The organism is Pseudomonas sp. TH06, from assembly GCF_016651305.1.
GTDB lineage: Bacteria > Pseudomonadota > Gammaproteobacteria > Pseudomonadales > Pseudomonadaceae > Aquipseudomonas.
In genome coordinates, this window is sequence record NZ_JAEKEC010000001.1 from 1,954,223 (window position 1) to 1,975,992 (window position 21,770).

22 protein-coding genes and 1 riboswitch are annotated in these 21,770 nt (G+C 58.8%); of the genes, 8 read left to right on the forward strand and 14 right to left on the reverse strand.

Going from position 1 to position 21,770, the window contains the following annotated elements:
* Positions 1–97 precede the first annotated feature (97 nt).
* The gene (locus JFT86_RS08705; RefSeq protein ID WP_201236458.1) at positions 98–1,870 is read left to right on the forward strand and encodes a flavin monoamine oxidase family protein; all 1,773 of its coding nucleotides are present in this window, start codon (positions 98–100) and stop codon (positions 1,868–1,870) included.
* A 376-nt stretch (positions 1,871–2,246) separates the two neighbouring features.
* Here the strand turns inward: JFT86_RS08705 and JFT86_RS08710 are convergent, their stop codons facing one another.
* Complete coding sequence (locus JFT86_RS08710) at positions 2,247–2,744, reverse strand: hypothetical protein (RefSeq protein ID WP_201236459.1); 498 nt, start codon at positions 2,742–2,744, stop codon at positions 2,247–2,249.
* 334 nt (positions 2,745–3,078) lie between these two features.
* On the opposite strand from JFT86_RS08710, the gene JFT86_RS08715 reads away from it, so the two are divergent.
* Both JFT86_RS08715 and JFT86_RS08720 read left to right on the forward strand, forming a co-directional pair.
* Positions 3,079–3,630: a cytochrome b gene (locus JFT86_RS08715; RefSeq protein WP_201236460.1), complete on the forward strand. Its 552-nt coding sequence runs from the start codon at positions 3,079–3,081 to the stop codon at positions 3,628–3,630.
* Between the two features lie 31 nt (positions 3,631–3,661).
* Positions 3,662–4,255, forward strand: coding sequence for a YceI family protein (locus JFT86_RS08720; protein ID WP_201236461.1), 594 nt, complete (start codon positions 3,662–3,664; stop codon positions 4,253–4,255).
* 55 nt (positions 4,256–4,310) lie between these two features.
* Here JFT86_RS08720 and JFT86_RS08725 read toward each other — a convergent pair whose 3' ends face one another.
* The gene (locus JFT86_RS08725; RefSeq protein ID WP_242489477.1) at positions 4,311–5,228 is read right to left on the reverse strand and encodes a LysR substrate-binding domain-containing protein; all 918 of its coding nucleotides are present in this window, start codon (positions 5,226–5,228) and stop codon (positions 4,311–4,313) included.
* Positions 5,229–5,326: 98 nt separating this feature from the next.
* Here JFT86_RS08725 and JFT86_RS08730 point away from each other — a divergent pair, with 98 nt between their 5' ends.
* Positions 5,327–5,698: a nuclear transport factor 2 family protein gene (locus JFT86_RS08730; RefSeq protein WP_201236462.1), complete on the forward strand. Its 372-nt coding sequence runs from the start codon at positions 5,327–5,329 to the stop codon at positions 5,696–5,698.
* Positions 5,699–5,785: 87 nt separating this feature from the next.
* On the opposite strand, the gene JFT86_RS08735 is transcribed toward JFT86_RS08730, so the two are convergent.
* The 4 genes from JFT86_RS08735 to ahcY form a co-directional block, all read right to left on the reverse strand.
* On the reverse strand, positions 5,786–7,669 hold the full coding sequence (locus tag JFT86_RS08735) for a DEAD/DEAH box helicase (protein WP_201236463.1): 1,884 nt from the start codon (positions 7,667–7,669) through the stop codon (positions 5,786–5,788).
* Between the two features lie 221 nt (positions 7,670–7,890).
* Positions 7,891–8,703 carry a transporter substrate-binding domain-containing protein gene (locus tag JFT86_RS08740; RefSeq protein WP_201236464.1) on the reverse strand — a complete coding sequence of 271 codons (813 nt, stop codon included), beginning with the start codon at positions 8,701–8,703 and terminating at the stop codon, positions 7,891–7,893.
* Between the two features lie 193 nt (positions 8,704–8,896).
* Entirely contained in the window at positions 8,897–9,742 is an 846-nt protein-coding gene (metF, locus tag JFT86_RS08745) for a methylenetetrahydrofolate reductase [NAD(P)H] (protein ID WP_003229047.1), read from the reverse strand.
* Between the two features lie 174 nt (positions 9,743–9,916).
* Positions 9,917–11,326 (reverse strand): adenosylhomocysteinase, encoded by a 1,410-nt coding sequence (ahcY, locus tag JFT86_RS08750; RefSeq protein ID WP_201236465.1) that lies wholly within the window; start codon positions 11,324–11,326, stop codon positions 9,917–9,919.
* A 23-nt stretch (positions 11,327–11,349) separates the two neighbouring features.
* A riboswitch (S-adenosyl-L-homocysteine riboswitch) is annotated at positions 11,350–11,448 on the reverse strand.
* Positions 11,449–11,645: 197 nt separating this feature from the next.
* On the opposite strand from ahcY, the gene JFT86_RS08755 reads away from it, so the two are divergent.
* Both JFT86_RS08755 and JFT86_RS08760 read left to right on the forward strand, forming a co-directional pair.
* Positions 11,646–12,053, forward strand: a complete 408-nt coding sequence (locus JFT86_RS08755) for a hotdog domain-containing protein (RefSeq protein WP_016984776.1) — start codon at positions 11,646–11,648, stop codon at positions 12,051–12,053.
* A gap of 236 nt (positions 12,054–12,289) precedes the next feature.
* Positions 12,290–13,171, forward strand: coding sequence for a formate/nitrite transporter family protein (locus JFT86_RS08760; protein WP_201236466.1), 882 nt, complete (start codon positions 12,290–12,292; stop codon positions 13,169–13,171).
* Here the strand turns inward: JFT86_RS08760 and JFT86_RS08765 are convergent.
* On the reverse strand, positions 13,168–14,043 hold the full coding sequence (locus tag JFT86_RS08765) for a LysR family transcriptional regulator (protein ID WP_201236467.1): 876 nt from the start codon (positions 14,041–14,043) through the stop codon (positions 13,168–13,170). The two genes, JFT86_RS08760 and JFT86_RS08765, sit on opposite strands and share 4 nt — an antisense overlap.
* A 104-nt stretch (positions 14,044–14,147) precedes the next feature.
* Here JFT86_RS08765 and JFT86_RS08770 point away from each other — a divergent pair, with 104 nt between their 5' ends.
* Both JFT86_RS08770 and JFT86_RS08775 read left to right on the forward strand, forming a co-directional pair.
* Positions 14,148–14,564 (forward strand): VOC family protein, encoded by a 417-nt coding sequence (locus JFT86_RS08770; protein WP_201236468.1) that lies wholly within the window; start codon positions 14,148–14,150, stop codon positions 14,562–14,564.
* Positions 14,551–15,834, forward strand: a complete 1,284-nt coding sequence (locus tag JFT86_RS08775) for an amidase (RefSeq protein ID WP_201236469.1) — start codon at positions 14,551–14,553, stop codon at positions 15,832–15,834. The genes JFT86_RS08770 and JFT86_RS08775 overlap by 14 nt, the downstream gene beginning before the upstream one ends.
* Positions 15,835–15,893: 59 nt before the next feature.
* Here JFT86_RS08775 and JFT86_RS08780 read toward each other — a convergent pair whose 3' ends face one another.
* The 7 genes from JFT86_RS08780 to JFT86_RS08810 form a co-directional block, all read right to left on the reverse strand.
* Positions 15,894–17,156 carry a sodium:proton antiporter gene (locus tag JFT86_RS08780; RefSeq protein ID WP_201236470.1) on the reverse strand — a complete coding sequence of 421 codons (1,263 nt, stop codon included), beginning with the start codon at positions 17,154–17,156 and terminating at the stop codon, positions 15,894–15,896.
* A 176-nt stretch (positions 17,157–17,332) separates the two neighbouring features.
* Positions 17,333–18,391, reverse strand: a complete 1,059-nt coding sequence (sctU, locus tag JFT86_RS08785) for a type III secretion system export apparatus subunit SctU (protein WP_201231599.1) — start codon at positions 18,389–18,391, stop codon at positions 17,333–17,335.
* Positions 18,388–19,176, reverse strand: a complete 789-nt coding sequence (gene sctT, locus JFT86_RS08790) for a type III secretion system export apparatus subunit SctT (RefSeq protein ID WP_201231598.1) — start codon at positions 19,174–19,176, stop codon at positions 18,388–18,390. Before sctT ends, sctU begins: the two co-directional genes overlap by 4 nt.
* Positions 19,173–19,439 (reverse strand): type III secretion system export apparatus subunit SctS, encoded by a 267-nt coding sequence (gene sctS, locus JFT86_RS08795; RefSeq protein ID WP_201231597.1) that lies wholly within the window; start codon positions 19,437–19,439, stop codon positions 19,173–19,175. Before sctS ends, sctT begins: the two co-directional genes overlap by 4 nt.
* Positions 19,440–19,443: 4 nt before the next feature.
* On the reverse strand, positions 19,444–20,097 hold the full coding sequence (gene sctR, locus JFT86_RS08800; protein WP_201231596.1) for a type III secretion system export apparatus subunit SctR: 654 nt from the start codon (positions 20,095–20,097) through the stop codon (positions 19,444–19,446).
* Positions 20,094–21,026: a type III secretion system cytoplasmic ring protein SctQ gene (gene sctQ, locus JFT86_RS08805; protein WP_201231595.1), complete on the reverse strand. Its 933-nt coding sequence runs from the start codon at positions 21,024–21,026 to the stop codon at positions 20,094–20,096. Before sctQ ends, sctR begins: the two co-directional genes overlap by 4 nt.
* Positions 21,023–21,622, reverse strand: a complete 600-nt coding sequence (locus JFT86_RS08810; protein ID WP_201231594.1) for a type III secretion system needle length determinant — start codon at positions 21,620–21,622, stop codon at positions 21,023–21,025. Before JFT86_RS08810 ends, sctQ begins: the two co-directional genes overlap by 4 nt.
* Positions 21,623–21,770: the final 148 nt, after the last annotated feature.

Genomic DNA, 21,770 nt, shown 5'->3' on the forward strand with positions numbered 1-21,770 from the left:
TGGCGGCGTTTTGATGGCTGACGTATTCTTCGCGGTTCTTTGGGTCGTCTGACCCGCAAAACTGCTTTTTCCTACGTGTTTTTCCGGAGTTCGCTGAATGTCTGTCGGTTGGCTGCGCGCCTGTGCGCTGGTGATGTTGGGGCTGTTCAGCGTTACGGCGCTGGCCAAGGATAAAACCGCAATCGTGATCGGCGGCGGCCTGTCGGGTCTGACCGCCGCTTACGAACTGCAAAACAAGGGCTGGCAGGTCACGCTGCTGGAAGCCAAACCAAGCCTGGGTGGGCGTTCGGGCATGGCCACCAGCGAGTGGATTGGCAGCGACAAGACGCAGCCGGTGCTGAACAAGTACGTCTCGACGTTCAAGCTGGGCACCACGCCAGCCCCGGAATTCGTGCGCACCCCGGGTTATCTGATCGACGGCGAGTATTTCTCTGCTGCTGATCTGGCGACCAAGCAACCGGCCACCGCCGATGCCTTGAAGCGCTACCAGAAAACCCTCGACGATCTGGCGCGCTCGATTGATGACCCGCAGAACCCGGCGGCGAACGCCACTTTGCACGCGCTGGATCAGATCAACGTGTCGAGCTGGCTCGACAAACAGAACCTGCCGGCCACTGCGCGTCAGTTGATCAACCAGGATATCCGCACCCACTACGACGAGCCTTCGCGTCTGTCGCTGCTATATTTCGCCCAGCAGAATCGCGTGTATCGCGGCATCTCCGACCGTGACCTGCGTGCTTCGCGTCTGGTCGGCGGCAGCCAGGTGCTGGCACAGGCGTTCGTCAAACAACTGAAAATCATCAAGACCAACTCCCCGGTATCGTCCATCAACCAGGACAAGGACGGCGTGACCGTCAAGGTCGGCGCTGTTGGTTATCAGGCGGATTACGTTGTGCTGGCAGTACCGCTGCGTGCTCTGAACAAGATTCAGATGACCCCGGCGCTGGATGCTCAGCATCAGGCCGCGATCAAGGGTACCAACTACGGCTGGCGCGACCAGATCATGCTGAAGTTCAAGACGCCCGTGTGGGAAAGCAAGGCGCGCATGTCCGGCGAGATCTACAGCAACGCCGGTCTGGGCATGCTTTGGATCGAGCCGGCCCTGAAGGGCGGCGCCAACGTGGTGATCAACTTGTCCGGCGACAACGCCCGTGTGATGCAGGCGTTCGGCGACAAGCAGATGGTCGATCAGGTGCTGATCCGTCTGCACGCGTTTTATCCACAGGCCCGTGGCTCGTTCACTGGTTATGAAATCCGTCGCTACAGCACCGACCCGTCGATGGGTGGCGCATACCTGGCTTACGGCCCGGGCCAGATCAGCAAATTCTGGCGGATCTGGGAACGTCCGCTGCAACGCGTAGCGTTCGCTGGCGAACACACAGACACCTTGTACCCGGGGACTCTGGAAGGCGCCCTGCGCACCGGTCAGCGTGCGGCCAGTCAGGTTGAAGACCTGGCGGCGGGCAAATCGTTCGAGCCAGCCAAAGTGGTGCCGGCCGCAGCAGCGGCAGGCGCGGCGGGTGCCGTGGCGGCGAAGAAGGGCAACTTCTTCAGCAACCTGTTCGGCGGTTCGGATGACGACAAGAAGCCAGAGCCTGTGAAGGCGCCAGAACCTGCTCCAGCACCAGTTGCTCCAGCGCCTGCGCCTACCCCGGCACCTGCGCCAGCTCCGGTGGAAGCACCGAAGCCTGCTGTTCCGGTTAAAGCCGAGCCTGCGAAGAAAGCGGCGGCCAAGCCTGCGGCGAAGAAGCCAGCAGCGAAAACCGAAGCGAAAAAACCAGCGGCCAAACCGGCAGCGAAAAAGGCTGAACCGGCGAAGAAGCCAGCGACGAAACCTTCTGCGACGACGACCGATACCAAGGCGCAGTAAGCCTTTGCTTCAATAGAAAAACGCGGCCATAAAAGCCGCGTTTTTTTTGCTTTCAAAAAAATCTCCCCCAGCTTCAGTTGTGCAGTATCGGGTCTTACCTCTGCACCGGATGCTTCCCACAAAACAATCAGAACGAAGTGATAGCGGGTACCTGATCTCCAATTATATTCTTGAAAAAAATTGGAGATACTCTATGAAAGCGCTTGCGATAACTTTTCTGCTAATAGCACTTTGCGGTTGTGCAAATGGACATTTTTTTCCGGGGGGATATGGCTCTGAACTTGCCCATAAATGCCAGATAGATCCCTACAGCGCGGATTGTTTACAACCGCCACCGGTTCTCAGGAACTAATCAGTAATAAAAATGCAGGGGCGATTAAAACTCCCATTTGAAGAACTGCGTACCGTCGGGTAAGTTTCTGAGCCATCTCTGCTTTGGTTTCCGAATTCTCCCTGGGGTAAAGCCAGCGCGTGCCCAGCGCAGACTCCCCGTGCGCTGATCGTAAATGACCAGATTTCCATCATCCTGAATACTCATGAAAGTGTTGTACCACAGTGACTTGTCAAGGCTGTGAGTACCCTCAGCGATCCATAATCGCCGTCTGGAAGGGTCGTAAAGAAAGCCGTTATTGCTGATGACAAATTGCAGCGTCTCGCGCATTTTCTTTGGATGCAAAGTTGCGCTGTAAGGCTGGTTACTGTCGGCGATCCAAATGACGGTTTCACCTTCTTTGATTACCAGGTTTCCATCACTCTGCAATATTAGACGAAATCGGCCATTTTCCGATTGCAAGTATTGCCCAGGAGACATTGTTTGGTTCGGAGGTAACACCGATGAACCGCTTGCTTGAAAGGGGGTGTAACGGAGAGCCATGTATTTCACCTTCTCAATGAATGATTTGAGTCACCATTTGATCAGGTTGGAAAGTGCAAATAGAGATACATATTTATTGATTGAAAAGTTTCGCTATTTTAGATCTTGTCGTGAAAGTCGCCTGTCGGTATCACGCTTGCTGACGCCGAGTCGGACCGCGAGAATCGACCATTCTGCCCTGAGCATCTCGCTAAAAAATCGCCTTTAATCTTTCCTTAACACGCCACTTCCAGACTCTTGATCGTATTTCTCGATATTTCAAAGCGAAATTTTCCGCTTTAATTCGATAGATAACTCGCTAGTCTTGGTTCGCAGTTCTCACAGGATTTGGGCAATGCAGCTACGTAACTCTTCTTCGCGCTATGGTTGGGTCAGCATCTTCATGCACTGGGGCGTGGCGCTGGTGGTTTTCGGACTGTTTGCGCTGGGTCTGTGGATGGTCGGGCTGGATTACTACAGCACCTGGCGCAAAGACGCGCCGGACCTGCACAAGAGCATCGGTTTGGTGTTGTTGGGCGTGATGGTCTTGCGGGTGTTGTGGCGCTTTATCAGCCCACCGCCGCCGACGCTGCAAAGCTACAGCCGCATGACTCGTATCGGTGCCAAATTCGGCCACGGGTTTCTGTATCTCGCGCTGTTCGCTGTGATGATTGCCGGTTACCTGATTTCCACCGCAGACGGTGTCGGGATCCCGGTGTTTGGCCTGTTTGAAGTTCCTGCACTGGTTTCCGGGCTACCGGATCAGGCAGATACCGCTGGGGTGATTCATCTCTGGCTGGCGTGGGCGGTGGTAATTTTTTCCGGCCTCCATGCGTTGGCAGCATTGAAGCACCACTTTATCGATCGTGATGCGACCCTGACGCGAATGCTCGGTCGCAAAGCCTGAAGTTCAACCTCGACTCAAAGGAAAAGAAAGCATGTTGAAAAAGACTCTGGCCGCTCTGGCAATCGGTTCTGCCGTGCTGTCCGCCAACGTAATGGCCGCTGATTACACCGTCGACAAAGAAGGTCAGCACGCCTTCGTCGACTTCAAGATCAGCCACTTGGGCTACAGCTACATCACCGGTACCTTCAAGGATATCGACGGCAAGTTCAGCTTTGACGCTGCCAAGCCTGAAGACAGCAAAATCGAATTCAACGTGAACCCGTCCAGCGTGTTCACCAACCACGCCGAACGTGACAAGCACATCGCCAGCAAAGACTTCCTGGACGTGAGCAAGTTCGCCAAGGCGACTTTCGTGTCCACCAGCGTCAAGTCCACCGGCAAAAACGCCGACGGCAAAGAAACTGCTGACGTGACCGGCGACCTGACCCTGCACGGCGTGACCAAGCCAATCGTGGTCAAGGCTACTTTCCTGGGTGAAGGCAAGGATCCATGGGGCGGCTACCGTGCCGGCTTCGAAGGCACCACCAGCATCAAGCGCTCTGATTTCGGCAAGATGATGGACCTGGGTCCACAGTCCGACAAAGTCGACCTGTACATCTCGTTTGAAGGTGTGAAAGCGAAGTAAGTAGATTGCGCCATCAGAACGCCGACCTTCGGGTCGGCGTTTTGCTGTCTGGCGTTCAGGCAATACTGTCTTGATACTCGATGATTTGCTGGCGCAGCCACGTCAGTAAGCTCGCCAGCTGTGCCGAACGTCTGGAATGAGTTGGCCACAGCATGAAATATCGGGATGCGTGCACGGGTTCGACGTCGGTCAGCCTGACCAGTTGCCCGCGCTGGATCATGGCGTGAGCAATGGATCGACGTGTCAGTGCAACGCCGTAGCCCAGGCGCGCGGCTTCCAGCATCAACGTTGAATCAGTGAATTCGAGTGCCGCCGGGGGGCGGGTTTGCTCGACGCCTCCCGCCGTCAGCCATGTCGACCAGCTTTCACTGGCGTGAAGCAGCGGGTGCTCAAGGACGGAAGCGGCGTCCGTCGGCAAGCGCCCGTGATTGAATTGAGGGGCCGCGACGACGATCAAAGAATCTGACATCAGCGGTTCGCAGTGCACATCTGGCCATTTTCCATGGCCGAACCGAATGGCGGCGTCGATGATTTCGCCCTCGAAACTGGACAGCTCCATGCTGGCCACCAGTTTCAGGCGCAAGCCAGGGTGGGCGTCGATAAATCCTTGCAGGCGCGGCAACAACCAGAACATGCCGAAGGACGGCAGCACCGAGAGGGACAGTTGTGGGTGTCGGGTTCTGTACAGGAATTTCTCTGTGACGCCGGCGATTTCACCGAGCGATTGGCGGATCTGATAAGCGTAAACACGCCCCTCTTCGGTCAGCGCTACGCCTCGACCGTTGCGCTCAGTCAGGTTGATACCCAGGTATTCCTCCAGAGAGCGTATCTGGTGGCTGACGGCGCTGTGGGTGACGTGCAGTTCGGTGGCGGCGAGGTTGACCTTGCCCAGTCTTGCGAGGGCTTCGAACGCCCGAAGGGCGGCTAACGGAGGGAGTTTCAATAGTTGAATTCCATTCACTGAACCGGGCAAAAAACGCCGCTATACGTGGGTTGTCGAGGTTGCGAATAATCCACCGCACGCCCCGGTGGGCGTTAATGACTTCGTGCCCCTTCGACTAGGATCTGTTCATGCTAATCAATGAAATCAAGGCAATGCTGGAGAACTACTTCAGCGTGTTACAAACCCAGGATTTACAGGGCTTCGACGAAGTTTTCCACTCCGGCTGTGTCCTCTACAGTGCTCAGGACGGGGAAGTAACCGTGCGGCCCTTCGCGCAATATCGCGCCATGGTGCAAGGACGCGAATCGCCGCAAGAGCGCGGATTTGCGAGCCTGGACGAGATTCTGATGATCGATGTGATGTCGCCGGAAATGGCGATGGTTAAGGTACGTCTGCGACTGTTCGACAATATTATGGTCGACTATCTGAACGTGATGAAAGTGCAAGGTAAATGGATGATCTTCGCCAAGCTCTTCCATAAACAAGGCAACGTGGCGTGATTGTCAGGCTGTGAGAGAGGGCAATCGAATTGACTGCCCTAAACAAAAACGCCCCGAACCAGTCGGGGCGTTTTTGTGAGGGGTCACTCAGCGATTGCGGGTCAGCAATGCCGGTTTTTCGCCGCGTGGACGGCTTGGCAGTTGATCGAGCTGCTCAGGTGTCGGGAAGCGATCAGCCTTCGACTCCTTGTGCATGATCTTCGGGCCAGTGCTGCGCGGGTTCTGCACGGCGGGTTCGCTGCGTGGCTGATCGTCACGGGCCGGACGGCGGTTGCGCGACGACGAGGAAGACTCGTCGCGACGACCCGGCTGACCATCACGCGGCGCGCCGTTGCGCGGGCCGCTGCGTTTGGCTGGCGGGGTGCCGGTGCTCGAACCGTTGCTGTTGCGCGGGCCATTCTGACGACCTTGCGACTGACCGCCGCGTGGCGCGCCGGTACCCGCACCTGCGCCCTGAGCCGGTGCGCCTGGACGACGGCCGCGACCGCCGGCAGGGGCAGGCTTCGGCACGTAGTCAACGCGGTTACCGAAGTTATCGATATCGTCGTCGAGGAATTCGTCCGGTGCACGATCAGCAGCGGCGCGTGGCGTTTGGCTCGGACGCTGTTCGCGGGCCGGGGTGCCTTCGCGTGGTTTCTGCTGGCGGGCAGGGCGCTCGCCGCGTTCGCCGGCAGGTTTGTCTTTGCCTTTGTCCTTGCCTTTGTCTTTACGACCGCCGCCACCGCCGCCGCCATTCGGGCCGTCGCCGCGCGGGCCACGGGAATTGCGCGGGTTGCGCACGTCCGGACGTTCGCGCACTTCAGGCTTCTCGGCCTCGATGGTGCTGGAGTCGAAGCCCATCAGATCGCCGTCGGCAATCTTCTGTTTGGTCATGCGCTCGATGCTTTTCAGCAGTTTCTCTTCGTCCGGCGCGACCAGCGAAATCGCCTCGCCCGAACGACCGGCGCGGCCAGTACGGCCGATACGGTGTACGTAATCTTCATCGACGTTTGGCAGCTCGAAGTTGACCACGTGTGGCAACTGGTCGATGTCCAGACCGCGAGCAGCGATGTCGGTGGCGACCAGGATGCGCACTTCGCCAGCCTTGAAGTCGGCCAGAGCTTTGGTGCGGGCGTTCTGGCTCTTGTTACCGTGGATCGCCACGGCTGGCAGGCCATGCTTGTCCAGGTATTCGGCCAGACGGTTGGCGCCGTGCTTGGTGCGGGTGAACACCAGCACCTGTTCCCAGGCACCTGCGGTGATCAAGTGAGCCAGCAACGCACGTTTGTGGCTGGCCGGCAGACGGAATACGCGCTGTTCGATGCGCTCGACCGTGGTGTTCGGCGGCGTCACTTCGATGCGTTCCGGGTTATGCAGCAGCTTGCCGGCAAGGTCGGTGATGTCTTTGGAGAACGTTGCCGAGAACAGCAGGTTCTGACGCTTGGCCGGCAGACGTGCGAGAACTTTCTTCACGTCGTGGACGAAACCCATGTCGAGCATGCGGTCAGCTTCGTCGAGGACGAGGATTTCAACGTGGGACAGATCGACGCTGCCTTGGCCGCAGAGGTCGAGCAAACGACCCGGGCAGGCAACGAGGACGTCAACACCACGGGACATGGCCTGAACCTGTGGGTTCATGCCGACGCCGCCGAAGATGCAGGCGCTGACGAATTTCAGGTCACGGGCGTAGATCTTGAAGCTCTCGTGTACCTGGGCCGCGAGTTCGCGGGTCGGGGTCAGGACCAGGACGCGTGGTTGGCGCGGGCCGTGACGCTGGGATTTGTCCGGGTGACCGTTGGGGAACAACCGCTCCAGGATCGGAAGGGCGAAACCGCCGGTTTTACCAGTACCTGTCTGAGCCGCAACCATCAGGTCGCGACCTTGCAACACGGCGGGAATGGCCCGCTGTTGCACCGGAGTAGGCTCGGTATAGCCCGCATCTTCGATGGCGCGGACTAAAGCCTCGGAGAGACCGAGGGAAGCAAAGGACATGAGTAATCCTGTTTTAGTTAGGGCTTGGCCCAATGGGAGTCTTGCCTGGCGCGAATCACGTTTAAGAGGACGCAATCCCGTCCGGTCCTGCTGCGGTTCCGAAGGCACGTCAGGAGCGCTCGCGCGGGCTGAAAGCTGCGCTGTAGCGGGTCGAGAGGCCTTTTACGGTTCCGGGCGTCCGGGCGTGAGCCTGGCGGGAACGCCGGAGTATAACAGAGCAATCACTGCGCGCTGCTTTCCTGCTGCTCAACGGTTTTACCGCTGGCCGAGGCATTGCCTGACGGTGCGCCAGCGCTGGGCGCCGCGCCATAGCGTGCGCTCAGCTCGGCGTACGCCGGTTCACGCTTGAATCGCTTGAGCTCGGCACCAAAACGCTGCACCAGCAAATCCATCCCGGCATTGCGCCGAACCGCAAGAAACTGGCTCTGACGGCTAATAACTGTCGGGTTTTCAGTGATTTGATCGCGTATATCCAACTGATCGAGCAAATGCTGACCAACGCGGTGATCGGTGATCAGCAGGTCAATGCGTCCGCGCACCAATTTGCCGAAATTGGCTTCATGGGTCGGCGCTGGCTCACGGGTAAACAGTGTCGATTCGCGAAAGTCGGGGCTGTACAGATAACCCGGTGAGGTGCCGATGGTCAGGCCTTTGAGTTCTTCGAGGTTGCTGAAGGGGTGCGGTCGATCGTTGGCGTAGAACATCACGAACTCGACATCCGACAGCGGTTCGCTGGGGTAGAGCAGGGTGGCATCGCGCTCGTCGCTGTGGAAGATATCCAGTGCGCCGTCGGCCTGACCGGTTTCAAGCATCGACAGACAGCGTTTCCAAGGCAGAAATTGCCATTCGACTTCAATGCCCAGGCGTTTGAACACGATGGCGGTGGTTTCGTAGTCGAGCCCGAGGTTCTTGCCGTTCTCCTCGTAGACATAAGGCGCCCACGGTTCGGTGACAATGCGCAGCTTCTCGCCTCGAGCGGCGAAGCTCAGGCAAGCAAAAACCAGCACGGTGAAAAACTGCGCGATCAAAGGCATGGCTTGAGATTACGACGAGAAACGCGAAAGAGCCAGAAAGTGCCTGCACAAGCTCTGTTTCGGGCCTTTAAAAGCAAAAGATCGCAGCCTTCGGCAGCTCCTACACGGGATACGAAATCTCAATGTAGGAGCTGCCGAAGGCTGCGATCTTTTGATCTTGCTTGTCGCTTTCAGCTTGAAGCCTGTAGCTGCTTCAACGCGGCAACTTCAGGTTATTCCAGATCGCCAGGCTAGGCTCAGCCTGGTTCATGGAATAGAAGTGCAGCCCCGGTGCGCCACCTTGCAGCAGGCGTTCGCACATCTCGCTGACGACTTGCTCGCCGAAGCGCTGAATGCTTTGGCTGTCATCGCCGTAGGCTTCCAGCTGCTTGCGGATCCAGCGCGGGATTTCAGCACCGCAGGCGTCGGAGAAGCGCGCGAGTTTGCTGTAGTTGGTGATCGGCATGATCCCCGGTACTACCGGAATATCCACGCCTAGCGCCTGCAAACGGTCGACGAAGTAGAAGTAGCTGTCGGCGTTGAAGAAGTACTGGGTGATCGCGCTGTCGGCGCCGGCACGAGCCTTGCGCACGAAGTTGGCGAGATCGTCTTCGTAGTTGCGCGCTTGCGGATGCATCTCCGGGTACGCAGCGACTTCGATGTGGAAATGGTCACCGGTTTCTTCACGAATGAATTCAACCAGTTCATTGGCGTGACGCAGCTCGCCGCTGGTCATGCCCATGCCGGACGGCAGGTCGCCACGCAGGGCGACGATGCGCTTGATGCCGGCAGCCTTGTACTCGTTCAGCAGGCCGCGCAGGTCGTCCTTGCTGTCGCCGACGCACGACAGGTGCGGTGCGGCCGGTACTTTGACTTCGCTTTCCAGTTGCAGAACGGTGTTGAGGGTGCGATCACGCGTCGAACCACCAGCGCCATAGGTGCAGGAGAAAAAATCGGGATTGTACGTTGCCAACTGACGGGCAACGTTGAGCAGTTTTTCATGCCCAGCATCGGTCTTGGTCGGGAAGAACTCGAAGCTGTAGCGACGGTCTTGGGACATGGTCATACCCTTGGAAACACGTAAGCCGGACGCTGCACCCCTGTAGGAGCTGCCGCAGGCTGCGATCTTTTGATCTTGAAAGATCGCAGCCTGCGGCAGCTCCTACACAGAGCGGTCAGCAGCGCCAGTCAGGCAACGCGGCGTGCCAGGCACACCGCGTTGACGCTCAGCCAATCAGTAGCGGTAAGCGTGCGGCTTGAACGGGCCTTCGACGGTGACGCCGATGTAGTCAGCCTGTTGCTTGGTCAGTTGAGTGACCACGCCGCCGAAGCCGCGAACCATTTCCAGGGCCACTTCTTCGTCGAGTTTCTTCGGCAGTACTTCAACGGTCAGGCGCTCGGCTTTCTGGGCTGGCGACAGGTCGGCGTACTTCTGGCCGAACAGGAAGATCTGCGCCAGCACCTGGTTGGCAAACGAACCGTCCATGATGCGGCTTGGGTGACCGGTAGCGTTACCCAGGTTCACCAGACGGCCTTCGGCCAGCAGGATCAGGTAGTCGTCGTTCTGCGCGTCGAAAGCGCCCGGGCCGGTACGGTGGATCTTGTGTACCTGTGGCTTCACTTCTTCCCATGCCCAGTTCTTGCGCATGAAAGCGGTGTCGATTTCGTTGTCAAAGTGACCGATGTTGCAGACAACGGCGCGCTTCTTCAGGGCTTTGAGCATGTTTGCGTCGCAAACATTGACGTTACCGGTGGTGGTCACGATCAGGTCGATCTTGCCCAGCAGCGCTTTGTCGATGCTTGCTTCGGTGCCGTCGTTGATACCGTCGACGAATGGCGAAACCAGCTCGAAACCGTCCATGCAGGCTTGCATGGCGCAGATCGGGTCAACTTCGGACACTTTAACGATCATGCCTTCCTGACGCAGGGACTGGGCCGAGCCCTTGCCCACGTCACCGTAACCGATGACCAGCGCTTGCTTGCCGGACAGCAGGTGGTCAGTACCGCGCTTGATCGCGTCGTTCAGGCTGTGACGGCAGCCGTACTTGTTGTCGTTCTTGGACTTGGTCACCGAGTCGTTGACGTTGATGGCCGGGATTTTCAGCTCGCCCTTGGCCAGCATGTCCAGCAGACGGTGTACGCCGGTGGTGGTTTCTTCGGTCACGCCGTGAACGCGGTCCAGAACCTGTGGGTACTTGTCGTGCAGCAGCTGAGTCAGGTCGCCGCCGTCGTCGAGGATCATGTTGGCGTCCCATGGCTGGCCATCCTTCAGGATGGTCTGCTCCAGGCACCACTCGTACTCTTCTTCGGTTTCACCTTTCCAGGCGAAAACCGGGATGCCGGCAGCAGCAATGGAAGCGGCAGCCTGATCCTGAGTCGAGAAAATGTTGCAGGACGACCAGCGTACTTCGGCACCCAGGGCAACCAGGGTTTCGATCAGCACGGCGGTCTGAATGGTCATGTGGATGCAGCCGAGGATTTTCGCGCCCTTGAGCGGCTGCTCGGAAGCGTACTTGCGACGCAGACCCATCAGGGCCGGCATTTCCGATTCGGCGATGATGGTTTCGCGACGGCCCCAGGCAGCCAGGGACATGTCGGCAACTTTGTAATCGTTAAAATCTGCAGGCGTGATAACAGCGCTCATGAAGAGCCTCCATTCGTAATGTATGCGAATGGGCGCCGTTGTGCGTTTAGTGTCCGGCCGTGGCCAGTCAACGCCCCATCCGAGCCTGACAGGTTGAACCTGCTGCAGCGCCCCTCGGACAGGTGGCGGGAAAACGGTAGCAAGTGAACGTTACCGTTTTGAAACGGGGGCGATTATAGCCGTCTAGACTGATCTTCCAAAGGGTTTCTGTCGGCCAAATGAAGATCGTTAATGGCGACCATAGTCGAAGCCGCATGGAGCATGACCGATCAGTCTGCCAAGATGGCGCCCATCTTTCGGCAAACGCTCAGGAGTGAACATGAATTTCCACACCCGCAAATGGGTAAAACCCGAAGACCTGAACCCCAACGGCACCTTGTTCGGCGGTAGCCTGTTGCGCTGGATCGACGAAGAAGCGGCGATCTACGCCATCGTGCAACTGGGCAATCAGCGCGTGGTGACCAAGTACATTTCCGAAATCAACTTCGTCAGCGCCTCGCGCCAGGGCGACATCATCGAACTGGGCATCACCGCCACCGAGTTCGGCCGCACCTCGATCACCCTGACCTGCGAAGTGCGCAACAAGATCACCCGCAAGAGCATCCTCACGGTCGAGAAGATGGTGTTCGTCAATCTCGGCGAAGATGGCTTGCCGGCGCCGCACGGGCGTACCGAGATCAAGTACGTCAAAGACCAGTTCCAGGAAGATGAACTCGTCACCAAGTGATATTGGTAGTGCGGCCTTCGCGAGCAGGCTCGCTCCCACAGAGATTGCGCTGACCTGTAGGAGCTGCCGAAGGCTGCGATCTTTTGATCTTGCCGCTAAAAAACAAGATCAAAAGATCGCAGCCTTCGGCAGCTCCTACATTGTCGGCGTGCACCCAAGGATTCGCGTGGCGCCTATAGAACGTATTCCATAGCGCGAAGGTCGTAGGTAAACACCACCCCCACGGTTCCCACGCCATGACCACGCCAACCGACGGCAAGACCCCCGACCTCTCGGCCAAAGAGCAGCACGAAGTCGAGAAAAGCCAGCCGCCCCGCGCGGCGGTTCTGCACGAAATCATCCGTACTCAGGGCGATCAGGAACTGGAGCGCAGCATTGCCGCGCTGTGGTGGTCGGCGCTGGCCGCAGGGCTGACCATGGGCCTGTCGTTGATGGGCATGGGCCTGCTCAATTCGCGCCTGCCCGAGGGCGATGAATTCAAGGTGATCGCCAGTTTTGGCTACTGCGCGGGTTTTCTCGCAGTGATCCTCGCCCGTCAGCAATTGTTCACCGAGAACACTCTGACCGCCGTACTGCCGGTGATGACCAAACCGACCCTGCGCAATTTCGGCCGGCTGATCCGGTTGTGGGGCGTGGTGCTGTTCGGCAACCTGTGCGGCACCATTCTGGTGGCGTATGTGATGCTTGAACTACCGATCTTTGACACCAAGACCGACCAGGCCTTCCTCGAAATCGGCCGCAAGGTCATGGAAAACCACGCCAGCCAGATGTTCGCCAAAGGCATCGTCTCCGGCTGGATGATCGCCACCATGGTCTGGATGATCCCGTCCATGGAGAGCGCGAAGATGTGGATCATCATCCTCATCACCTACCTCATGGCCCTCGGCGATTTCACCCACATCGTGGTGGGCTCGGCGGAGGTTTCGTACCTGGTGTTTGCCGGCGAGCTGCCTTGGAGTGATTTCTGGGCGGTATTTGCCGGGCCGACGCTGGCGGGCAACATCATCGGCGGCAGCTTCATCTTCGCGCTGATCAGTCATGCACAGATTCGCAGCGAAAGCGGCTCACTGAAATCCGCCGACTCTGAGAAGGCTCATGGCGAGTCGAAGAAGGATTAAGCGCGGTCAGGCTCCGCAACTGAAAGTGCCTCGCACAAAGCGCTGAGCATGTTCGGCCGATCAGTCTGCACAGGGCTGATCAGCGCAATCTCTCGGTCATACCGGCTATCACCAATCCGGCTTACCGCGCATTTATGACCCCATTGTTCAAAGCCGGACCAATAGGGCACAAGGCTTACACCAAGGCCTCCGGTCACGAGCATGGCAATGGTTTCCAGTGCATCGAGATCCACCAGCGGCGTCGGCGCCAATCCATGGTCCGCCAAATAATGCTCGGCATGCCGTCCGCCCCAGGCATCAGGGTCGTAGCGGATGTACGCCTGGCTCATCAGTTGGGCGAGGATGCTGTCCGAGGACTTTTCCTTCGACAGAAACACCAGCGGTTCCTTGCGCAGGGATACTGCTTTCAGGGCCTTGGGCAATTCAAACGGCGGAACAACCAGGATCGCAGCGTCCACTTCACCTGAGAGAAGTGCTTGATACAGCGAGCGTGATGTTCCCGGCACGATCACTGGCGTGAGCCCCGGCGCGAGCTCGGTCAGTGCTCGCAATGTTCCAGGCAGGACCCCCGTCAGAGCTGTGGAAATCGCGCCTATGCGCAACTGCCCCGTGAGCCCTGCCACGTCGGCGTCTCCCGCCAGCAATGCGGTTTCGCGAACGATGCGTTTGGCTCTGGGCAATAAGCCCAGGCAGGCCTGACTCGGCTTGGCGGCGTGACCGACCCGAGATAGCAGTTCAAAGCCGAGTTGCCGTTCGAGGGCGAGAATTCGCTGACTGATGGCTGCGGCCGTCAGTCCCTCGACGCGGGCGGCATGGGCTATCGAGCCACATTCCACGACGGTGATAAGGCTTTTTAAATAGCGCGTATCCATAAGAAATGCTTTCGATAGCGGAAAGAATTACAGGCTATCTCTTTTGATTGAAACCGCACAGTCTTCAGCTGTTTTCATCATTCGGCGATCGTCAGGAGCTCTCCATGCAGTCGATTTTTCATCTTGCTATGCACGTCCGCGATTTGCAGCTTTCCCGCCAGTTCTACGGTGATCTGCTCGGATGCGAGGAAGGGCGCAGCACCGATACCTGGGTTGATTTCAATTTTTTCGGGCATCAATTGTCGTTGCATTTGGGAGAACCCTTTGCAGTGACCAACACCGGGAGAGTCGGTGAGCATGACGTACCGATGCCGCACCTTGGGGTGATACTTGAGATGTCGGACTGGCTGGCCTTGAAAGACCGTTTGATCGAAGGCCAGGTGCAATTTGTTTTGCCGCCGAGCATTCGTTTTCCAGGAGAACCCGGTGAGCAGGCAACCATGTTCTTTCTGGACCCGGCCGGAAATCCCATCGAGATAAAGGGCTTCACTGATCTGCAGGGCGTTTATGCACAACTTTAACCAAAACGACGCCACCGCCATTTCCGCAATGGTTCGTTCGGATGTCGTGAGCGCAGAGACAGTTGCCGAGCACTTTCTCGACTGTGTCGGAGCGCAAGAGCAAAGCATAAAAGCCTTTGTTTCGTTCGACCCGGACGGGGTGCGCCGTCAGGCTCGCCAACTGAAAAACGGCCACACGAAAAGCCTGCTCGCGGGTGTGCCCGTGGGGGTCAAAGACATCTATGACACCGTGGATCATCCCACGCGCTTTTTCTCCCCGATCTATGCGGACAACTGTCCGTCGCGTGACGCCCATGTCGTCGCGCTTCTGCGCCAGGCCGGCGCGGTGATCATGGGCAAGACCCACACCACCGAATTCGCTTACATGCATACCGGCCCAACCCGTAATCCACATGATCTTGATCGCACACCCGGCAGTTCCAGTGCCGGTTCGGCAGCGGGAATGGCGGCCGGTTTTTTTCCGCTCGCATTGGGCACGCAGACTGCCGGGTCATTGATCAAACCGGCCTCGTATTGCGGACTGTATGCGTTCAAACCCTCTTACGGACTGGTGTCTCTGGAAGGGGTCAAGCCCTTGGCGCCGAGCTTCGACACGGTGGGTTGGTATGGCCGATCGGTGCGTGATCTGCAACTGCTGGCTCAAGTCCTCATTCCCGGTTTACCGACGCCTGCTCATGAGCGTCAGTCATGCACGTTCGGCTTCTGCCGTACGGCGCGCTGGGATCAGGTCGACGCGGACGTCGCCAGTTCATTGCACGCTGCGGTTGAAGCGCTGCGTCTGGCGGGGCATCAAGTGAGCGAGGTGTCGTTGCCCGAGGAGTTTGCGACGGTGTTCGATGACCATTTATTGATCAACGATTGCGAGGGTGCACGATCAATGGCCAAAGAACTGCAAGCGCACCCTGAGCTACTCAGTGATGAATTGTTGGCCATGATTGAACGCGCCCGTATGACGACCTGGGAGCAAGAGTCTGCGGCGAAGCAGCGTTTGGCGACGCTGGCCGCTGTGCTGGAACCGCTGTTCAAGCCGTTTGACGCCGTGCTGGGTGCGAGCTGTGGCATCGTCGCTCCTTTGGGCCTTGGCGCGACCGGACCTTCCGATTTCAGCAAGTGCTGGATGGCGTTTGGTTTGCCTCAGATCAACCTTCCTCTCGTGCGCAATGCCGGGGCGTTACCCGTTGGACTGCAAATGATCGGAGGTTTTCGACAAGACAGCCTGCTGTTACACGCAGCGGAGCAGGTTGATGCCGTATTCAGAGCTGCTGGCTGATACAGGCGGCGGCAGTCCGTCGCAGCGCGAGTGCGCTGCGACGGTGCCCGGATCAAGGGTCAGTGTGCAGAGTCGGCAGCGCTGACGCTTTGCGGGGTGGTCACCCCGCGAACGACGCGGCCAATGGTCAGGCCCTGCAGCAGAATCGATGACAGCACGACGATGTAGGTGATGCTCAGCAACAAGTCACGCTCGGCACCCAGCGGTAGTGACAGGGCCAGGGCAACCGATACGCCACCGCGCAAACCACCCCAGGTCAACACGCGAATCGTGCCGCGTGGCACGGTCCGCCAGCGCCGCAAAAGCAGGATGGCCGGGGCCACGGTGAGCAGACGCGACAGCAGAATCGCCACCGCCAGCAGGCTCGCCGCTGCCACATGCAGCCAGTTGAACGGCAGGAGCAACAGTTCCAGACCGATCAACGCGAACAGCAGTGCGTTGAGCATGTCATCGAGCAGCTCCCAGAAGCCGTCGAGGTATTTGCGGGTCATGTCGTTCATCGCCAGGTTGCGACCGAGGTTGCCGATGATCAGACCAGCGACCACCATCGCAATCGGCGCCGAGACGTGCAGTTCGGCCGCCATCGCCGAGCCGCCGATGACCAGCGCCAGCGTCAGCATCACTTCGATCTGGTGCTGCTCGATGCTCTTGATCATCAGGTAAACCAGATAACCGATCAGCCCACCGAACAGCACGCCACCAATCGCCTCATGAGCGAAGAGCATGGCGGTGGCGCTGACGGTCGGGGTTTCGCCGAGTTGGGCGATGCCCAGCAACACGGTGAACACCACAACCGCAGTGCCGTCGTTGAACAGCGATTCGCCGACAATGGTGGTTTTCAGCGGTTTCGAGGCGTTGGCGGTCCGCAACACGCCGAGCACAGCGATCGGGTCGGTCGGCGAAATCAGCGCACCGAACAGCAGGCAGTAGAGGAAGCTCACATGCCAGCCGAACAAGGCAAAAATGTAATAGGCGAGGCTGCCGATCACAGCGGTCGCAATCAATACACCGAACGTCGCCAGCAGGCCGATGGGCCAGCGGTAACTGCGTAAGTCATTCAGGTTGACGTGCAGGGCGCCGGCGAACAGCAGGAACGACAGCATCCAGTTCATCAGCAGATCGCCGAAGTCGATCTGGCCGATCAGTTGCTGCACCCGCTCTTCGAGGCCGGGGTAACCGAGCAGGCTCAGGCCTTGCAGCAGCAGGGAGAACATCAGTGCGGTGACCATCACGCCGATGGTCGGCGGCAGGCCGATGAAGCGGAAATTGACGAAAGTCAGGAGGGTGGTGAGGCAGATGAAAGCGGCGACAAGTTCAAGCATCCGGGTTCCTTTGGATGAAGGCGTAAGAAGACAGCCCGGCGTGGCGGGCATCACTGTGATGCGTGGTTTTCAGCAGGAGTTACATTCAGCGAGGCTTTAGACCGTGCCTGCGTTGACCGCATGATCGGCACGCCGTTACCGCTTGGCCTGAAAAAAACCGCAAGTGCCGAGGCGTGTTACAGCTCCGGTGGAGGGGTTTGTTGCTGACTGTCGAGCCAGCGCAACACTTCAGCGGTGGTCTGAATCAAGTCAGCGGGGATGTACTGATCGACATGACTGTCCTGATACAGCGCCCGGGCCAGCGGCACTCGGTGCAATACCGGGATGCCTTCTTCCTCGGCAATCCGCCGCACCTGCAGGGCCATGGCTTCGGTGTGTTTCAAGGTGACGATCGGCAGCGGCGTCTCGCCCTTCACGTAGCGAATGCCCACGGCGATGTGGGTGGGGTTGGCGACGATCACCGAGGAGCGTTTGACGTCAGCGCGCAGGTTGCTCGACTGCAATTCCTGGTGAAACTGCCGCCGCTTGCTTTTGATTTCCGGGCTGCCTTCCATCTCTTTGTATTCGCGTTTGACCTCGTCCTTGCTCATGCGCAATTGCTTGGTGTGCTGGTAACGCTCGAAGGCGTAGTCAAGCGCCGAGATCACGATGAACCCGACGCCACAGACCACCAGCAGATGCTCAAGCAGCAGACCGATCACCGGTGCGATGCAGGCCAGGCCACAACCGGGCAGGCGGACCAGCGCATCGAGATTGTCGGCCAGAGTCGTCCACACCAACACCGTGAGCAATGCCACCTTGAACAGCGATTTGAGAAAGTCCACCAGGCTGCGCATCGAAAAGATCTTCTTGGCGCCTTCCACCGGGTTGATCTTTTGCAGATCGGGCATGATCGATTCGCCGCTGAGCAGGAACCCGTACTGCGCCAGATGCGCCGCGATCACTACCACTGCGGCGACGACCAACAGTGGCAGGCAGAGATAAATCATCTCCTGGAACAGGTTTTCCACCATCAACTGCAAGGCCAGTCGGAAAGGCAGGTTCACGTACTCTTCGGGCATCAGCATCAGTTGCCCGAGGTGCTCCATGTAGTAGTCGGAGAACCCGATGAGCGTGGCGATCAATGCCAGGATCAGTGCGGTGGACACCACTTCCCGGCTTTTGACGACTTGGCCTTTGGCCCGTGCATCGCGGATTTTCTTCGGTGTGGGCTGTTCGGTTTTTTCCGCACTCATGGCGTCTCCAGTACCGGGCGCAACTGGCGCAGCGGATCGATGGCGATCAACAGGCTGTCATAGGCGTGGTCCATCAATACGTTCAGGTAAATCACCAACAGCAGGCTGGCGACGATGCTTTTGATCGGCATCGCGAGGATGAACACGTTCAACGACGGGGCGAAACGGCTGATCAGGGCCAGGCCGAATTCGGCCAGGAACATGGCGATCAGCAGGGGCGCGGCAAGCAACAGGCACAAACGCAGCAGTTGCGCGAATTGCCCGTAGAAAAAGTCCACCCACTGGCTACCGATATACGGGAAGAACGTCGCGACCGGCCAACTGACGTAACTCTGATACAGCGCGCCGATCAAGGTCAGAAACGCGCCTCCGGTGAAAAACAGGGTGATCAGGGTTTGTGTCAGCAACAAGCCGGTAGGGCTGGTCTGGCTGCCCAGCGTCGGGTTGAGCGTCGAGGCAATGGAGGCCCCGCGCTGGTTGTCGATGATGAAGCCGGTCGCCTCGATGGCCCAGAACGGGATCGTTGCGACAAATCCGATGAGCAGGCCGAGCAGCACTTCTTTGCCGATCAGCATGGCCAGATCAATGCCATCCAGCGTCATCGGTAATGTGCCGGCGACGGTGGGGTAGGCGAACAGTGCCAGTGAGCATGCCACGCCATTGCGCAGCAGACCGCCACCGAGCATTTGTTTGCTGAGAATCGGCATGACCACAAAGCAGCTGATGATTCTTGGCAGCAGCAGGGTGTAGGCCAGCAGAAGCTGTTGCAGGTCCTGAATGCTCATCGCACGAGGGGAATCTTGAGCAGGGTCAGTTCGGCGAAGGCATACAACTCGTTGCCCATCCAGCCGGCCGTGACAAACAGTGTGACGACCACGGCAATCAGTTTGGCGACGAAACCCAGTGTCTGCTCCTGGATTTGGGTCAGTGCCTGCACCAGCGACACCAGCGTGCCGACGGCAGCGGCCATGAGCACAGTGGGCATCGACAGAATCAGCACCAGCCACAGGCTCTGGCTGGTGAAGTGAAGGATCTCGGCGTTATTCACCCCGTCAACCTCCGTAACTGATCACGAGACCGTGAGTCAGCCGCGCCCAGCCATCCAGCAAGACGAACAGCAGCAACTTGAACGGCAAGGAAATGGTCATCGGCGAAACCATCATCATCCCCATCGCCAGCAGGATGTTCGAGATGATCAGGTCAATCGCGATGAACGGCAGGTAAATCAGAAAACCGATTTCGAAGGCGCGACTCAGTTCACTGACAGTGAACGCCGGCAGCAGGATCAACAGGCTGTCGGGTTCGAGGCGGTCCGCGTACTCGCTGGGCCAGACCTGACGGGTGCTGTCGACGAAGAATGCGTGTTCGCGGGGCTTGATCTGCTTTTTCAGAAAGGCCCGATACGGCTCCATGCCTTCGTCGAGGAACTGCTCCACCGACTCGGTGTTGCTGAGACTGACGTCATGTGTACGCAAGTAATCGCGGGTCGCGAAACCGACGGGGGCCATCACGTACAGGCTCAGGATGATCGCCAAACCGTACATGGCCATGTTTGGCGGGATCTGTTGCACGCCGAGGGCGTTGCGCAGCAATGAGAAGACCACGGTCATCTTGATGAATGAGGTGGCCATGACCGCAATGAATGGCAGCAATGCCAGCAGCGCCAATCCGAAAATCAGGCTGAGCTCGTCAGGCAGTTGAATCATGTGGGCTGATCCTGCAGCAGACGGGTGATACGCACGCCGAGGCGATCCTGAATGCTCACCAGTTCACCCACGCCAAGGCAGCGCTGATTGACGAGAATCCGTACCTCGCCTTCGAGCGGCGTGGCCAGATCGATCAATGATCCTGGCTGCAGGGTGGCGAGGGTGTGCAGGTCGAGGGTCTGACGGCCCACTTCGAAACTGACCTGGACCGGGAGTTGATCCAGGCTGGCCAGATCCTGTGTGGTTTCGACGGGCGCTTCGTTGTGCATGGCGAGCAGTTCCAGTTGAGAATCGTGGTGGCGAAATCGTGCCCATGGGCGGTCTTCGACGACGCCGAGTAAAGGGCTGGCGGCGTCGTGGCGCGCCGGCAGCAACAGGAGATCACCGGTGGCCAGTGAATGCAGTTGCGCCGGGAGCAGGCAAACCGGCCCCCATTGCAGCGAGAGTCGCAAGGCAATTGCCGTCAGCTCTGCCAATGGGCGCGCGGGCATGCACGCAAGCAGCGTGTCGGGGGCACCCTCAAGCCAGATCACCAGACGCTGCGCGCCGCGTGACAGCGTCAATGCCAGCATCGGTGTGTCCGTGCCGGACTCGGCCCGACACGGTTCGATGCTTTTCCAGATGAGCCCCGGCAGCAGCGCACTTTCCAGCTCCAGCAATGCCAATTGCAGCGGCGGTGGCAGGCTGCTGAACGCAGCTTCCTGCAAGTGGGGTTCAAGCCATCCGGCGAGGCTTGCACTGTGGCAGCGCCAGCTCAGGGCCAGACCTTGCCAGTGAACATTGAGCCGCACATCCAGCGCGTCGGGCTGCGCCAGGAACGTCAGCCGGGCTTCGCCGTCCGCGAGCGGGTAGCGCGTGCGACAACGACTGACTTTCTGTTGCAAGGCCAGTGCGCAAGCTTCAACGCGAGGCAGTTTCAGGCTGCTCATGTGTCTGGCTCCCACTCGTCCTGCACGTGCCGACGCTGGCGCGAACCTTGGTCGCTTCCATGCTGATGCTGGTTAAAGGTCAACTGGATCGGTTGTCCGGGGTTGAGCCGTTGCAGGCGCTCCATCAGGTCGCCACGGGCGAGTTGAAGTTGCAGCAGGCTTCCGGGACTGGCCTGGATTTCAACGTGCAGGTGCCCATGCGAATGGGCGAGTTGCACATCGATCTGTCCCAGTTGCGCCAGGTTCACCTGCAGCAACGTGGTGCTTCCATTGCGGGAAACGCCGGTATGGATGTGCAGTTGCAGGGTTTGCATCAGCTTGTCGAGATCTCTACTCAGCGCAGGCGGCTCGGCGTTGTTGAGCAAGCGGGCGAGCAGTTTGTCACCCGGAGTCTGGGTCATGCCTGCAGCAGCTTTTGGCTCTTCGAACAGTGCATTCAAGGGCGGCTGTTGCTCTTGCTCGCCAGAAGAATTGTGCTGGTCAGAGGCCGTTTCTGCGACGACCCCGAGTGCAGGGCCGCCGGGCGGAACGGGCAGACCCGGTTCGGGGTTCTTCGCGGTCACCGGGGTGTTTTCGCGCGGGCCTGTGGCGGGCACGGGGCGTTCGCTCGCAAGCGCGGGTTGCTGATGCGCGCCTGTGGGCGCAGGCGTGGGTTCTGATCCAGGCTCCGGTTGCGCGCCGGCTCCGTCCTTTTCAGCGCGCTCATCCGGCGTGTCCGGATCTGACTCAGGGCCGGTGAGCGAT

Excerpts from the sequence above, each read along its gene's own strand:
- JFT86_RS08705 (WP_201236458.1), top strand. The coding sequence starts at position 98 with ATGTCTGTCGGTTGGCTGCGCGCCTGTGCGCTGGTGATGTTGGGGCTG.
- JFT86_RS08710 (WP_201236459.1), bottom strand. The coding sequence starts at position 2,744 with ATGGCTCTCCGTTACACCCCCTTTCAAGCAAGCGGTTCATCGGTGTTA.
- JFT86_RS08715 (WP_201236460.1), top strand. The coding sequence starts at position 3,079 with ATGCAGCTACGTAACTCTTCTTCGCGCTATGGTTGGGTCAGCATCTTC.
- JFT86_RS08720 (WP_201236461.1), top strand. The coding sequence starts at position 3,662 with ATGTTGAAAAAGACTCTGGCCGCTCTGGCAATCGGTTCTGCCGTGCTG.
- JFT86_RS08730 (WP_201236462.1), top strand. The coding sequence starts at position 5,327 with ATGCTAATCAATGAAATCAAGGCAATGCTGGAGAACTACTTCAGCGTG.
- JFT86_RS08735 (WP_201236463.1), bottom strand. The coding sequence starts at position 7,669 with ATGTCCTTTGCTTCCCTCGGTCTCTCCGAGGCTTTAGTCCGCGCCATC.
- JFT86_RS08740 (WP_201236464.1), bottom strand. The coding sequence starts at position 8,703 with ATGCCTTTGATCGCGCAGTTTTTCACCGTGCTGGTTTTTGCTTGCCTG.
- metF (WP_003229047.1), bottom strand. The coding sequence starts at position 9,742 with ATGTCCCAAGACCGTCGCTACAGCTTCGAGTTCTTCCCGACCAAGACC.
- ahcY (WP_201236465.1), bottom strand. The coding sequence starts at position 11,326 with ATGAGCGCTGTTATCACGCCTGCAGATTTTAACGATTACAAAGTTGCC.
- JFT86_RS08755 (WP_016984776.1), top strand. The coding sequence starts at position 11,646 with ATGAATTTCCACACCCGCAAATGGGTAAAACCCGAAGACCTGAACCCC.
- JFT86_RS08760 (WP_201236466.1), top strand. The coding sequence starts at position 12,290 with ATGACCACGCCAACCGACGGCAAGACCCCCGACCTCTCGGCCAAAGAG.
- JFT86_RS08765 (WP_201236467.1), bottom strand. The coding sequence starts at position 14,043 with ATGGATACGCGCTATTTAAAAAGCCTTATCACCGTCGTGGAATGTGGC.
- JFT86_RS08770 (WP_201236468.1), top strand. The coding sequence starts at position 14,148 with ATGCAGTCGATTTTTCATCTTGCTATGCACGTCCGCGATTTGCAGCTT.
- JFT86_RS08775 (WP_201236469.1), top strand. The coding sequence starts at position 14,551 with ATGCACAACTTTAACCAAAACGACGCCACCGCCATTTCCGCAATGGTT.
- JFT86_RS08780 (WP_201236470.1), bottom strand. The coding sequence starts at position 17,156 with ATGCTTGAACTTGTCGCCGCTTTCATCTGCCTCACCACCCTCCTGACT.
- sctU (WP_201231599.1), bottom strand. The coding sequence starts at position 18,391 with ATGAGTGCGGAAAAAACCGAACAGCCCACACCGAAGAAAATCCGCGAT.
- sctT (WP_201231598.1), bottom strand. The coding sequence starts at position 19,176 with ATGAGCATTCAGGACCTGCAACAGCTTCTGCTGGCCTACACCCTGCTG.
- sctR (WP_201231596.1), bottom strand. The coding sequence starts at position 20,097 with ATGATTCAACTGCCTGACGAGCTCAGCCTGATTTTCGGATTGGCGCTG.
- sctQ (WP_201231595.1), bottom strand. The coding sequence starts at position 21,026 with ATGAGCAGCCTGAAACTGCCTCGCGTTGAAGCTTGCGCACTGGCCTTG.